12 protein-coding genes are annotated in these 13,470 nt (G+C 65.4%); 8 read left to right on the forward strand and 4 right to left on the reverse strand.

The genetic code is table 11. From position 1 onward, the window contains the following. Positions 1-2 precede the first annotated feature (2 nt). From treS to CXZ05_RS04790, 4 genes are all read right to left on the reverse strand, one after another. A complete protein-coding gene (treS, locus tag CXZ05_RS04775) occupies positions 3-2,246 on the reverse strand; it encodes a maltose alpha-D-glucosyltransferase (RefSeq protein ID WP_258006457.1) in 2,244 nt (747 codons plus the stop codon). A gap of 397 nt (positions 2,247-2,643) precedes the next feature. Continuing rightward, positions 2,644-2,967, reverse strand: coding sequence for a hypothetical protein (locus CXZ05_RS04780; RefSeq protein WP_102971463.1), 324 nt, complete (start codon positions 2,965-2,967; stop codon positions 2,644-2,646). 117 nt (positions 2,968-3,084) lie between these two features. Beyond that, positions 3,085-3,360, reverse strand: a complete 276-nt coding sequence (locus CXZ05_RS04785) for a hypothetical protein (protein WP_102971464.1) — start codon at positions 3,358-3,360, stop codon at positions 3,085-3,087. Positions 3,361-3,481: 121 nt separating this feature from the next. Beyond that, positions 3,482-4,363 carry a LysR family transcriptional regulator gene (locus CXZ05_RS04790; protein WP_102971465.1) on the reverse strand — a complete coding sequence of 294 codons (882 nt, stop codon included), beginning with the start codon at positions 4,361-4,363 and terminating at the stop codon, positions 3,482-3,484. A gap of 149 nt (positions 4,364-4,512) precedes the next feature. Here CXZ05_RS04790 and CXZ05_RS04795 point away from each other — a divergent pair, with 149 nt between their 5' ends. The 8 genes from CXZ05_RS04795 to CXZ05_RS04830 all read left to right on the forward strand — a co-directional run bounded on the left by CXZ05_RS04795 (position 4,513) and on the right by CXZ05_RS04830 (position 13,464). Further along, on the forward strand, positions 4,513-5,529 hold the full coding sequence (locus tag CXZ05_RS04795) for a tripartite tricarboxylate transporter substrate binding protein (protein WP_308410984.1): 1,017 nt from the start codon (positions 4,513-4,515) through the stop codon (positions 5,527-5,529). Continuing rightward, positions 5,526-6,113: a tripartite tricarboxylate transporter TctB family protein gene (locus CXZ05_RS04800; protein ID WP_258006444.1), complete on the forward strand. Its 588-nt coding sequence runs from the start codon at positions 5,526-5,528 to the stop codon at positions 6,111-6,113. The genes CXZ05_RS04795 and CXZ05_RS04800 overlap by 4 nt, the downstream gene beginning before the upstream one ends. Before the next feature lie 8 nt (positions 6,114-6,121). Beyond that, positions 6,122-7,654 carry a tripartite tricarboxylate transporter permease gene (locus CXZ05_RS04805; RefSeq protein WP_102971466.1) on the forward strand — a complete coding sequence of 511 codons (1,533 nt, stop codon included), beginning with the start codon at positions 6,122-6,124 and terminating at the stop codon, positions 7,652-7,654. Further along, complete coding sequence (locus CXZ05_RS04810; RefSeq protein WP_102971467.1) at positions 7,651-8,052, forward strand: universal stress protein; 402 nt, start codon at positions 7,651-7,653, stop codon at positions 8,050-8,052. Before CXZ05_RS04805 ends, CXZ05_RS04810 begins: the two co-directional genes overlap by 4 nt. A gap of 73 nt (positions 8,053-8,125) precedes the next feature. Then, a complete protein-coding gene (locus CXZ05_RS04815; protein WP_258006445.1) occupies positions 8,126-9,418 on the forward strand; it encodes a glucarate dehydratase family protein in 1,293 nt (430 codons plus the stop codon). A 134-nt stretch (positions 9,419-9,552) separates the two neighbouring features. After that, the gene (kdgD, locus tag CXZ05_RS04820) at positions 9,553-10,467 is read left to right on the forward strand and encodes a 5-dehydro-4-deoxyglucarate dehydratase (RefSeq protein ID WP_102971469.1); all 915 of its coding nucleotides are present in this window, start codon (positions 9,553-9,555) and stop codon (positions 10,465-10,467) included. Positions 10,468-10,513: 46 nt separating this feature from the next. After that, the gene (locus CXZ05_RS04825) at positions 10,514-12,139 is read left to right on the forward strand and encodes an aldehyde dehydrogenase (NADP(+)) (RefSeq protein ID WP_102971470.1); all 1,626 of its coding nucleotides are present in this window, start codon (positions 10,514-10,516) and stop codon (positions 12,137-12,139) included. Beyond that, the gene (locus tag CXZ05_RS04830; RefSeq protein ID WP_102971471.1) at positions 12,136-13,464 is read left to right on the forward strand and encodes an enolase C-terminal domain-like protein; all 1,329 of its coding nucleotides are present in this window, start codon (positions 12,136-12,138) and stop codon (positions 13,462-13,464) included. Before CXZ05_RS04825 ends, CXZ05_RS04830 begins: the two co-directional genes overlap by 4 nt. Positions 13,465-13,470: the final 6 nt, after the last annotated feature.

The following is a 13,470-nucleotide window of genomic DNA, read 5'->3' on the forward strand; positions in this document are numbered from 1 at the left end:
GCTCACTCGGCGTCGGCGTCGTCGTCCTTCTCGTCTTCCTTGAGGACCAGCGCTGTGCCCTGATAGGCGCCCAGCTCCAGGAAGAAGCTGTGCAGGTCGTCGACCTGCCCAACGGCCTCGCCGCTGAAGAGGTCGTGGACGCTGCTGCCGGGAACCAGGTGGGTCGACTGGATGCTGCCCGCGATGTCCTGGCCGGAGAAGTTGAGCACCGTAGCCTGAAGGTTCCCGTCCCCCAGCCGGTTGACCATCACAAGCAGCCCACGGTGGGAAACTTCCGGCACGTCCAGCAGGGTGCTGGTGGCAATGCCGCTCTGTTCGCGGACGGCAAGGATTTTCTGCAGCCGCCGGGCGAAGGACGCCGGGTCCTTGAGCTGGTCGGGCAGCGGGCCGTAGAGGCTGCGGGCACGCGGCATGCCGGCGGAGGAGGCCGTCGCTTCAGGGCTGGTGCCCATGATGTCGTGTGCGCCGCGGTTGATCCAGCGGGTGTCTCCCTGCGCGGTGAGCTCCCCTACCTTCTGGCGGTCAAGGGTGACTATGCCGGTGAGGTCCCAGCCAGACAGGGCAAAGACGCCGGGCTGCAGGGCGTTGTACATGGACAGCAGGATGTGGACGTCCAGGATCTGGGCCCGCTGTTCGTCGGTGAGGTTCTCCGGGTCCTGGATGCCAAGGGCGGCCATGATGACGCTCGCCGTCGTGCAGGCGATGCCGTTGGTGGTGAACAACGCGTTGTACGGAGCATTCGGGCCCGTCAGCCGGTCCCGCAGGGTCTGCTGGACATGCTCGGCCAGTTCGGCGCCGGTGAGCTCCTGGCCGTTGAGTTCGAACACGTCGTCCCTGTGGCCGGCGGCGAAATGGACCAGTTCATAGGTCAGTTCATCGTGGTTCTGCAAGGCGTGGACCAGTGATGCCTGGTCCACGCCAATTTCCATGGCGAGCCGCAGGGTCAGGCGGAGGAATTCCGTATCGGCAGTCACCAGCGCGTAGTGGTAGGCCGGCCTGGTGACGAAGTCGTAGGAAAGGTCGGGACCCGCCTCCGAGGTGGCCTTGATGTCGTCGATGGTCAGGTTGAGTTCCTGGAAGGAGAACCCGCCGACCTTGCGGATCATGGACCCGATCAACTGGTTTGCCGCTTCGGACAGCGGGTGCCCCTCGGACCAGCCCGGCTGCTCCTCGGCGCTCTTCTCCACGCCCAGGAACCCGTTCGCGTCCAGCCGCAGCGCACCCGTGCCCAGGTCGAGCAGCGAGTGCAGCGCGTCACCGACCACCAGGCGCATGCCGGCAAAGGTGGGGTCCAGCCAGTTGATGGACGGCTGGCCGGCCTTGAAGTAGTGAAGGTAGACCCAGCGCCGGGTTTTCCCGGCCGTGTCCACGATTGCCCGGGTAGCGCTCCAGTTGGTCTCCTTCACGCCCGGCTCATAGAAGATCACGCGCTGCAGCCGGCCGATGATGTACCCGGCCTTTTGCAGTGCCTGTTCCGCGTCGGGGCTGATGTTGACCGAGTCTTCGCCTTCGGGAACGTCCGGCAGCAGGTGCCAGTCCTCTTCCGGGATGTCGATCATGTGGTAGATGCCGGGGTAGTCCCGGAAGTTCATCTCGGCCAGGCGGAAGTCGGCCCCCTTGCCCGTGTGGCCGGGAACGATGTCATCGATCACGGTGCCTTCATGGCTGGCGGCGACCTCGCACATCTGGCGGAATTCTTCCTCGGTGCCGAATACCGGATCGATTGCCATGCTGATGCGGTCGAAGTGCCCGTCCACGCTCGGCGTCTGGGACCATCCGCTGATGCCGCCGGCGAGCTTGACCGGGCCGGTGTGCAGGCCCCTGATGCCGATCTCGCGGAAGGCGTCCCACAGCTCAGGATCACCCAGGGCAGAGAGGAAGGACTGGCCCGGGCGCGTGATGAAGGACAGCGGGTAGGCCGTAAACCAGACGGGGGCGCGTTCCACGGCTGCCCGCGGGTTGGGATGGGCATACGAGTTCTGCCACATGCTGGCCTGGCCGGAGAGCTGCCGGGCCATGACGTTCGCGTCCCCCAGCATCGCCTGGTTCCGGAGCCACTCGACATAGGCCGCGTTGCGCCCGTCGAATTCCAACGATGGGCGGTCGGCAAAGAACTGGCGACGGCGGGCGATCGGCCTCAGCGCCTTGGGACGCGCCGGATAGAACTGCTCGTCATAGGTGATGTCAGCGGCTTCCGTTGCTTCCGGCGTTTCAGCCGCTTCCGGCGCTGAATCAGCCGAGGGCACTTCGGATGCGGAGGCTGGGCCGGTCGCTTCCGCGGCCGCCGGATCAGCCGAGGCCGCATCGAGCCCGTCAGGCTCGCCGGCCAAATCGTCGGCTACTGAAACGCTCTTGTTGAAGCTTGCTTCCCGCACAGATTGCTCCTTTATCGGTGGTTCCCGCGTGGCACCTCCCGGGGTGTTCTTCAGTCTTCCCGTACCCCGGCGCCTTGAGAGTATTCACATTTGTCGACTTAGCCCACCGTATGTCGACGGCCGCCTGAATATCGACTATTGCCATCAGCGGTTCTCATAGCCGGCCGAGGAACCTGTAAGGAAACCCCACACTCAGACTGCGGCAGGCCAGCGCCAACCCTCCAGCAATCCAAGGTCCCCTGCCACGGGGAGAGCAGGGCCGCCCTACTTACGTGCTGAGGTTCCAGTGCGCCTGGATCGCCTCTGCGATTGGGCCGGCGGTGACGTCCACCCGGAAAGCAACGGGGGCGGTCCCTGTCTCTTCGACTATCGAGTCACGGTACACGCGGCCGCATGAGGGACAGAGGGTGTAGAGATCCTCATCCGCAGGCCACTCCGCCAACTCCGCGGGAACGGAGGTGCTTCCTCCGACGTAAACGGGGACGCCTTGTGAGTTGGCCTGTATGAGTCCGGCCTGGCTGACGGTGTTGCCGCACACACAGGTGATGGTGGTGACGTCATGACCGATAACATCGGCGGTTTCAGTGTCCACGATGAACTCTCCGGTGCTGGAAGCGACCTTCTGGTATTAGCTTATGCCTGCCGAAACGTATGGTCGCCTGCAAGGAAAAAGCCCCGGACCCAAAAGGTCCGGGGCCGCAGGATTCTGTTACCGCTCGATGCTGACGGTGAGATCCAGGTGGATGTCCGTGTCGGCGGCCAGGCGGTCCTGGAGATAGCGGGCGAGACCCGCATCGGTGGCCGTGTGAACGCTCTGCATGATCGCTCCGCGGAGGAAAGCCTTGGTGTTGGTGGACTTGACCACGTCCAACGGCGCCCAAGCACGGTGGGTGGAAGTGAGGCGTTCCAGGTCGGTGCGGAAGGAGCGCCGGTGGTCGTCGCGGACCCTTGCGCACATGGTGAACGGGATGAAGGCGGTAGGCAAAAATGTCCTTTCACGAGGCAGCCGGTGGTCGGCGCCCGTGTAGAAGAAGGTCTCAGCGGTGCCTGTTATTCCTTTAAAGCAGGTTAAGAGTCCGACGTCACCGCAGGCTGATCCTCATGAGTTAGTCGCCCTGATCATTGATGGCTTCCAGCACACGGTGCAGTGCCGGGTTGCGCGAGTTGCGCATCCAGATCGCGTGGAGCTCGACAGGGTCCACCTCGAAGCCGCCCAGTTCGACGTATTCCACTCCTTCAACACCCAGAACGGTGGCCGACTGGGGCACAAGCGCAACACCACGGCCAGCCGCGACGAGGAAGATCATGGTCAGAATCTGGCTGACGGTATGCACGAACGTCCGGTGCGAGGAGACCAGGCTGATCACAAGGTCGTAAAAATACCTGGCCTGCGTGGGCGAGTGCATGATGAGAGACTCCCCGTGCAGGTCTTCTGCTGTCAGCTTCCGGTTCAGTAGCGTCAAGGGGTGCCCTGACGGAACTGCCACCATGATCGGTTCGCGGAAGAGCAGGCGGGAATCGAACAGCTCGTCATCGAACGGGGGACGAGCCAGGCCGAGGTCGATGTCGCCATTGATGAGTGCCGATGTCTGGTCCTTGGTGACCATCTCCCTAAGGTCAATGTCCACATCGGGCAGCGCTGCGGATATTTCGTTCAGCAGTGCTCCGAGGAGACCGAAAGTGGAAGCGGCGGTGAAGCCGATGCGGACGGCGCCTGCGGAGCCCGCGGATATCCGGCGCGCCAGGCTCGGAGCGGCATCGGCAAGCTCAAGCAGCTTGAGAGCGTCGGCCAGGAAGGCCGTCCCGGCAGCGGTCAGCGCAACTCCACGGTTGTCGCGGTCAAACAGCAGCACCCCAATGGCCTTTTCCAGTTTCTGGATCTGCCGGCTCAACGGCGGCTGGGTCATGTTCAGGCGGGCAGCCGCACGTCCGAAATGCAGTTCTTCCGCGACGGCCACAAAGCCGCGTAGCTGGTCCAAGGAATACATAATGCCCACAGGGTATCACCTCATGCACAAATGAACTTGGACAGGCATCACAAAGCCACTTTAGTCTTCTTGAGCAGCCTACGGAGTGATGGAGCTCACGGGCGCAGTACTTCCCCTCCCCCAGGGGCGAATATTCAAAGGAGAATTCATTGATCAAGACGACATTTACACGTCGGTCCATCCTGGCTACGGGGTCTGGCCTTGCCCTCGCGCTGGCATTGACCGCGTGCGGCGGCAATGTCGCGGGTACCAGCCCGGCGGCGGACGCCAGCAAGTTTCCTGCGGGCCCGGTTACCCTCACCATCGGTGCCGATCCCGGCGGAAGCACGGACCTGATCGGCCGTGCACTGGCGGAGAACGCCAGCGGCCCCCTCGGAGCCCCGATCCCCGTCGTCAACAAGCCGGGCGCAAACGGCGCCTTGGCCACCAAGGAAGTCGGCGCAGCAAAGGCTGATGGCCAGACACTCGTCATCCTGAACGCATCGCTGTTCGCCATCACCCCGCTGGCAGTCTCCGCCGGCGAGACGGTAAAGATCGAGGACTACGAGGTCATCACGGGAATTTCGCAGGACGACTACGTCCTGGTCTCCAATGCAAGCTCAGGCATGAAGACCATGGATGACCTGACCAAGGCAGGCAAGAAGTTCAACTTCGCCACAACCGGCGTCGGAACCGGAAGCCAGTTGGCACAGGCACTGTTGTTCAAGCAGGCCAAGATCGACGGCACCGACGTTCCTTTCGACGGCGGTTCCCCCGCCATGACGGCGCTGCTGGGAAACCAGGTTGACCTGGCCACGATCCAGCTCGCCGAAGCCATGCCGCAGATCAAGGCCGGCAAGCTCAACCCGATCGTGGTCTTCTCGAAGGAACGCAACCAGTACCTGCCCGACACCCCCACCGCGGTCGAGGCCGGCTACGACGTCCCGGTATCCCAGTTCCGCGCTGTGGCCGCACCCAAGGGCACCCCGGAAGCTGTTGTGACGAAGCTGCGTGAGTCCTTCAAGAAGGCGTTCGAATCCGAGCCCTACAAGGCCTTCAACAAGCAGAACCTCTTCACTCCGGCAGAGATCGACGGCGACCAGGTCGCCAAGGACTGGTCTGCCAACGCGGCCAAGTACAAGGAACTGACCACCAAGTACGGCGTCGATCTTGGCAGCGGCAAGTGACTTCAGCATCAAATGAAGCAGTCCCCGGCGGCAGCGTGAAGCACGCTGCCGCCGGGAACGGCGCCTCTCCCGCCATCGCCGAAGAGCTCGTGGAACCGCTGACACCTGAACAGCTGGCCGCGGAGTGGGACGAGGAGCGTCCCCCGCACGCCGGTCCGCTCGCCAACGTGGCGGCAGCCGTCGCTGCCGCAGCCTTGGGCATTGCCGGCCTGGCCATGTCGGTGGGAATGGGGCTCGGCAGCCCAGAAAAACCCGAACCGGGACTGTGGCCGTTCATTATCAGCCTCGTCATGATCGCAATGTCCGTGGCCCTCCTCGTTTTCGGGCGCAAGAAGCTGGACGCCGAGGCATTCTCATCCTCAAGCTGGCAGGTCGCAGCCGGCGTAGCGACCCTGGTGGGGTTCGTCCTGGTGGTCGGAGTGGCGGGCTTTGAAATCCCCACCCTGCTGCTGACGTTCGTCTGGTTGAGATTCCTGGGCAAGGAAACCTGGCGGATGTCCGTCGTGCTCAGCTTCGCCGTGACAGCGGCCTTCTACCTGATCTTCGTCGTGGCGCTCAGCGTGCCCATCCCACATCTGTTCTAGGGAATCTCATGGACTTTCTTGCACCGGTCATCAATGGTTTCGGCGTCGTGCTCGAACCGATGAACCTCCTCTACTGCCTCATCGGCGTCGTCATTGGAATGCTCATTGGCGTCCTGCCCGGCCTGGGCCCGGCAGCCACTATCGCCATACTTCTTCCGCTGACTTACGGCGTCGAGCCCGTGACGGCCATCATCATGCTCTCGGGCATCTTCTACGGGGCCCAGTACGGCGGGACCATCACATCGGTTCTGCTTCGGCTGCCCGGCGAAGCATCCTCCGTGGTGACGGTCTTTGACGGCTTCGCCCTTGCCCGCCAGGGGCGTGCCGGCACGGCCCTCGGCATCGCGGCCATCGGTTCGTTCTTCGGCGGCACGGTGGCGATTATTGGACTGACCCTTCTGGCACCTATCGTCGCCGGGTTCGCCCTCGACTTCGGTCCCCCGGAGTACACCGCCCTGGCCATGCTGGGCATCCTGCTCGTGGCCACAGTGAGCAACGGCAGCAAGCTGAAATCCATCATCGCGGCATCCCTCGGGCTGCTGCTGGCAACAGTCGGCCGCGACACGTTCACCGGTGAGGCACGCTTCACGTTCGACAACCTGTCCCTCGCCGACGGCCTCGACTTCGTGCCGATCGCCATGGGCATCTTCGGACTGGGTGAAATCCTGTACAACCTGGAGGAGCGCCACAACAAGGTCCAGGCGCCGGCCAAAGTGGCGAACGTCTGGCCGTCCCGCAAGGACCTGAAGGAATCGTCCGGGGCAATCGGCAGGGGCTCCCTGCTGGGCTTCTTCCTCGGGATCCTCCCCGGCGGCGGTGCCACCATCGCCTCACTCGCGGCCTACGCCATGGAAAAGAAGCGGGCCAAGAACCCCGAACGCTTCGGCCGCGGCGCCGTCGAAGGCGTCGCTGCACCGGAAAGCGCTAACAACGCCGCCGCGACGTCCTCCTTCATTCCGCTGCTGACCCTTGGCATTCCCGCCAATGCCACCATGGCCATCATCTTCGGCGCGCTGCTGATCCAGGGCGTCACCCCCGGACCACAGCTCGTCCAGAACGACCCGGAACTTTTCTGGGGCGTAGTCAACTCCATGTACATCGGCAACATCCTGTTGCTGATCATGAGCATCCCCCTGGTCGGCGTCTTCGTGAAGATCCTGCGGGTCCGGGCGGCCATCCTCGCCCCGATCACGGTGCTCATCACGCTGATCGGCGTCTACACCATCAACAACAGCATCTTTGATATCTGGCTGGTCATCGTCTTCGGCCTGCTCGGCTACCTGATGAAGAAGTTCGGCTTCGAGCCCGGCCCGCTGGTACTAGCCTTCGTCCTTGGCTCCCTCCTCGAGGAAAACCTGAGGCGCTCCCTCCTCGTCTTCGGAGGCGACGCCGCCGGATTCGTTACCCGGCCCATCTCCGGAATCCTGCTGCTCGTCTTCGTTGTGGTGATGCTCCTGCCGCTGCTCCAGAAGGCCTTCAGGAAGGTCCGGACCACCGCACCAGCCGTCGAAGCCCGGCACCATGAAAAGGAAAAAGTATGACCATTCTGATCGGCTACCTGCCCACGCCCGAAGGCGAGGCGGCCCTCGAGGCAGGCATCGCCGAAGGCCAGCTGCGAAGCGAAAGCATTGTCATCCTCAACTCTCCGCGCAAGGGAGCGCCCGTGGACGCTGCCCTCGCCTCGGTGGAACAAGTGGCTGAGCTGCTGCGGCGTGCCGAAGTGGCCGGAGTCGAAGCCACAGTCCGGCAGCCGGGCCACACCGACGACCTGACCGACGAGTTTATTGACATCGCCGACGAAATCGACGCCTCCCTGATTGTCATCGGCCTTCGCAGGAGGTCCCAGGTGGGGAAGTTCATCCTCGGGAGCCACTCCCAGCGGATTTTGCTGCAGGCCGACCGCCCCGTGCTGGCGGTCAAAGTCCGGGAAAAGTCCTAAGCCAACCCAATTCAACCCACGCCCGGCAGCGCACCTCACCCGCCGGACCATGAAGCCAGGAGTAACCCAAGCCGTGAACCACCCCCTCAGCCCAACCGGGCCCCACCGCATTAGGGACATCGCCATCACCCCGGTGGCATTCAAGGATCCGCCCCTGCTTAACGCGGTGGGCGTGCACGAGCCGTTTGCGCTGCGGGCCATCGTGGAGATCACCACCGACACCGGTTTCCTGGGCCTGGGCGAGACCTACGGGGACGCCCCGCACCTGAGCCGGCTGCAACTCGCCGCCGAGGCCCTGGCCGGAACCGATGTCTTCAACATCAACGAGATGCGCCAGCGGGTCATCAAGGCCCTCAACGCCGACACCACCGTCGGCGGGCATGGGATGTCCGGGATGGTGACCGGCTCCAGCACCCCTGACCGGGTGCTGTCTCCCTTCGACGTTGCTTCGCTGGACATCCAGGGAAAGGTCCTGGGACGCCCTGTCAGCGACCTGCTCGGAGGCGCGGTCCGGGACGAGATTCCCTTCAGCGGATACCTCTTCTACAAGTGGGCGGGCCACCCGGGCCACGAGGAGGACTCCTGGGGAGCGGCGCTGGATCCGGAAGGAATCGTCCGGCAGGCCCGGCGCATGGTGGATGAGTACGGCTTCACCGCGCTGAAACTTAAGGCGGGCGTGTTCCCTCCCGAACAGGAAGTGGAGGCCATCAGGGCGCTCCGGGCCGAATTCCCGGATCTGCCGCTGCGCATCGATCCCAACGCGGCATGGACGGTGGACACCTCCATCCGGGTGGGCAAGGATCTCGACGGCGTCCTGGAGTATCTTGAGGATCCGACGCCGGGCCTTGCCGGCATGGCCGAAGTGCGCCGCAACGTGTCCATGCCCCTCGCGACCAACATGTGCGTGGTCAGCTTCGGCGACGTGCCTCCGTCCGTTGAGGCCGGTTCCGTGGACGTCATCCTCTCGGACCACCATTTCTGGGGCGGCCTGCGCCGGTCGCAGGCCCTGGCCGGCATATCGGAGACCTTCGGCCTTGGGCTGTCCATGCACTCCAACTCGCACCTGGGCATCAGCCTGGCCGCGATGGTTCATCTGGCTGCTGCCACGCCGAACCTGGACTACGCCTGCGATACGCACTGGCCGTGGAAGGACGCCGGGGAAGATGTCATCGTTCCCGGCCCCCTGGTTTTCCGCAACGGCGCCGTCGGTGTTCCCACCGCGCCCGGACTCGGCGTGGAACTGGACCGCGATGCCCTCGCCCGTCTGCACGAGCAGTACCTGAAGTCCGGCATGCTCAACCGCGACGACACCGGCTACATGCAGAGCCTTCACCCCGACTACGAACTGGAATCCCCGCGGTGGTGAATCACCGGCGGCTCAATACTCTACGGGCATCACTCAATACATAAATAGGCTTAGACAGACATCAATCGGCTGCCTAGTCTGAATAAGAACCACACAACTCCCGCCGCTCCCGGCACCGACTCCAAGGACATCCCGTGGCAAAGTACTCACCCCAGGAACTCGCAAACATCCTCAAGGAAGGGCTGCTCTCCTTCCCCGTGACCTCCTTCGATGCAGAGCTGCAGTTCGACGAGGAGAACTACCGCAAGCACCTGGCATGGCAGGCCAGCTACCCCGTCGCCGGGCTCTTCGCCGCCGGCGGCACGGGTGAGGGCTTCTCCCTCACCCCGGCCGAGTCCGCCCGCGTGGTCCGCGCCGCCGTCGAGGAAGTCGGCAGCACCGTCCCCGTTCTGGCCTCCGCCGGCGGTTCCACCGCCCAGGCCATCGAAAACGCGAGGGCCGCCGAAGCCGCCGGCGCCGAGGGCATCCTGCTCCTGCCGCCGTACCTGACCGAAGCCGACCAGGGCGGCCTGATCGACCACGTCAGCGCCATCTGCAGCGCCACGTCGCTGGGTGTCATCATCTACAACCGCGCCAACGCCATCTACAAGGACACCACCGTGGCCACCCTGGCCGACCGGCACGAGAACCTGATCGGCTTCAAGGACGGCGTGGGCGACCTCGAGCACGACGCCCGCGTCTACGCCAAGCTAGGCGACCGCCTGTTCTACTTGGGCGGCCTCCCCACGGCCGAGACCTTCGCGCTGCCGCTCCTGCAGCTGGGCATGAGCACCTACTCCAGCGCCATGTACAACTTCGTGCCGCAGTTCGCGCTCGACTTCTACCAGGACGTCCGCAACAACGACCGCGTGGCCGTCAACCAGAAGCTCAACGACTTCGTCATCCCCTACCTGGACATCCGCGACCGCGTGAAGGGCTACTCCGTCTCCATCGTCAAGGGCGGCCTCGACGCGATCGGCCGCTCCGCCGGCGGCGTCCGTCCCCCGCTGCAGAACCTGGCACCGCAGGACCTTGCCGACCTCAAGGCGCTCATCGCCAAGGTCTCCTAGCCGCCGGCCGCTTAGCCAAACCCACTTTTACCCAGGAGGAACCACCGTGACCCTCATCGGACACTCCCTGATCGCCGGACAGACCGTCGCCGGCGAAGGCAAAACCGCCTTCGCCTTCAACCCGGCCACCAACGAACAGCTCGAACCTGCCTACACCCTGCTCACCGAGGAGCAGCTCAAGGCCGCCACGTCCGCGGCCGCCGAGGCCTTCGAGTCATTCAGCGCCCTTGACCCCGAAACCCACGCTGCGTTCCTGGACTCGATCGCGGACAACATCGAAGCCATCGGCGACGAACTGATCGTCCGCGCCGGCCAAGAGACCGGACTGCCGGCCGCACGGCTGCAGGGCGAGCGCGCCCGCACCACCGGACAGCTGCGGCTCTTCGCCAACGTCGTGCGCCAGGGCGACTTCCGCGGCGTGCGCATCGACCCGGCCCTGCCGGACCGCACCCCCCTCCCCCGCGCCGACATCCGCCAGCGCCAGATCCCGCTGGGTCCCGTCGCCGTCTTCGGCGCCAGCAACTTCCCGCTGGCCTTCTCGACGGCGGGCGGCGACACCGCCTCGGCCCTCGCCGCCGGCTGCCCCGTGGTCTTCAAGGCGCACAACGCCCACCCCGGCACCAGCGAACTCGTGGGCCAGGCCATCGCCAAGGCCGTTGCTGACCTCGGCCTCCACCCGGGCGTTTTCTCCCTGATCTACGGCCCGGGCAGCAGCATCGGCCAGGCCCTGGTCGCGGACCCGGCCATCAAGGCCGTGGGCTTCACGGGTTCCCAGAGCGCCGGCATCGCCCTGATGCGCACCGCCGCCGCACGCCCCGAGCCCATCCCGGTGTACGCCGAGATGTCTTCGCTCAACCCCGTGTTCGTCTTCCCGGGCGCGCTGAAGGGCTCCGCCGAACAAATCGACGCCCTGGCGCAGCAGTACGTCACCGCCGTCACCGGCAGCTCCGGCCAGCTCTGCACCTCCCCAGGCCTGCTGTTCGCCCCGGCCGGCGAGGCAGGCGACAAACTGGCTGCCGCCGTCGGACGCGCTGTTTCCGCCTGCGCCGGACAGACCATGCTGACCGCCGGCATCGCCGGCTCCTGGAACACCGGCACCGAGGCGCTCGGCGCCGCCGAGAACGTGACCGTCGTCGGGACCGGAACCCCCGGCCCCACCGAGAACGCCCCGGCACCTGCCATCTTCGGCACGGACATCCGCGACTTCATCAGCAACGAGGTGCTGCACGCGGAAATCTTCGGCGCAGCGTCCCTGGTGATCCGCTACTCCTCCGCCGAGGAGCTGGTGGAGGCCACCAACCGGATCGAGGGGCAGCTCACCGCTTCCCTGCAGCTCACCGAGGAGGACTACCCGACGGCGGCACGCCTGATCCCCGCACTGGAACAGAAGGTGGGGCGCATCATCGTCAACGGCTGGCCCACCGGCGTCGAGGTCGGGCACGCCATGGTCCACGGCGGACCCTTCCCCGCCACCTCTGACACACGCACCACCTCCGTGGGTACGCTGGCCATCAACAGGTTCCTCCGGCCGGTCGCCTACCAGAACCTGCCCCAGGAACTGCTGCCCGCACCGCTCCACGACACCAACCCGTGGCAGCTGAACCGCCGGATCGACGGCGACGTTGTTTCCGCCGACGCCGCTCAGGCAGAGAAAGAGGAGGTCAGCGCATGACCGCCCAGCCGACAGTCGCCCGCGTGGAGGTAGTCCCGGTTGCGGGCTACGACAGCATGCTGATGAACCTCAGCGGCGCCCACGGGCCGTTCTTCACCCGGAACGTGGTCATCGTGACCGACTCCGACGGCCGGACCGGCCTCGGCGAGGTCCCGGGCGGCGAGAAGATCCGCACCACCATCGAAGAAGCCGGCGCACTGATCACCGGCAGGCCGGTGGCCCGCTACCGTTCGCTGCTGCGCGAGATCGCCGCGGAGTTCGCGGACCGCGACGCCGGCGGCCGGGGCCTGCAGACCTTCGACCTGCGCACCACCGTCCACGCCGTCACCGCCGTCGAGTCCGCGCTGCTGGACCTCCACGGCCAGTTCCTTGGCGTCCCGGTGGCCGAACTGCTGGGCGACGGCCAGCAGCGCACGTCCGTGCCCATGCTCGGATACCTGTTCTTCGTCGGTGACCACAAGCGGACGGATCTGCCGTACCTCGTGGAGGACGCGCCGTCGGACCGCTGGGAGGAACTGCGCCGCCAGGAGGCCATGACGCCGGAGGCCGTTGTGGCGCTGGCCGAAGCCGCGCAGGAGCGCTACGGCTTCAGCGATTTCAAGCTCAAGGGCGGCGTGCTGTCCGGCGACGACGAGGTGGACGTGGTCACTGCCCTGGCCAAACGCTTCCCGGACGCCCGCGTCACGCTGGACCCGAACGGCGGCTGGCTGCTCGAGGAGGCCATCCGGCTGGGCAAGCGGATGCAGGGCGTCGTGGCCTACGCCGAGGACCCCTGCGGCGCGGAAGGCCGCTTCTCCGGACGCGAGGTCATGGCCGAGTTCCGCCGGGCCACCGGGCTGAAGACGGCCACCAACATGATCGCCACGGACTGGCGCGAAATGGCCCACGCCATCCGCAGCAACGCCGTCGACATCCCGCTGGCCGACCCGCACTTCTGGACCATGCACGGTTCGGTCCGGGTGGCGCAGCTGTGCAACGAGTTCGGCCTCACGTGGGGCTCGCACTCGAACAACCACTTCGACATCTCGCTGGCCATGTTCACCCACACCGGCGCGGCAGCACCCGGCGAGATCACCGCACTGGACACGCACTGGATCTGGCAGGACGGGCAGGGCCTTACAAAGAACCCGCTGCAGATCAAGGGCGGCGCCATCGAGGTTCCGGCCGCGCCGGGACTCGGCATCGAACTGGACCGCGAGGCGCTGGACAAGGCGCACCAGCTTTACCTGAAGCACGGCCTGGATGCCCGCGACGACAGCATCGGCATGCAGTACTACGTCGACGGCTGGTCCTTCGATCCGAAGCGGCCCTGCCTGGTGAGGTAGGTTTTT

This window comes from Arthrobacter sp. AFG20 (assembly GCF_002892795.1).
In the GTDB taxonomy this organism is placed as follows: domain Bacteria; phylum Actinomycetota; class Actinomycetes; order Actinomycetales; family Micrococcaceae; genus Arthrobacter.

What these genes read in the sequence shown, in the direction of transcription:
- CXZ05_RS04790 (WP_102971465.1), bottom strand. Translation starts at nt 4,363, where the DNA reads ATGTATTCCTTGGACCAGCTACGCGGCTTTGTGGCCGTCGCGGAAGAA.
- CXZ05_RS04805 (WP_102971466.1), top strand. Translation starts at nt 6,122, where the DNA reads ATGGACTTTCTTGCACCGGTCATCAATGGTTTCGGCGTCGTGCTCGAA.
- CXZ05_RS04810 (WP_102971467.1), top strand. Translation starts at nt 7,651, where the DNA reads ATGACCATTCTGATCGGCTACCTGCCCACGCCCGAAGGCGAGGCGGCC.
- CXZ05_RS04830 (WP_102971471.1), top strand. Translation starts at nt 12,136, where the DNA reads ATGACCGCCCAGCCGACAGTCGCCCGCGTGGAGGTAGTCCCGGTTGCG.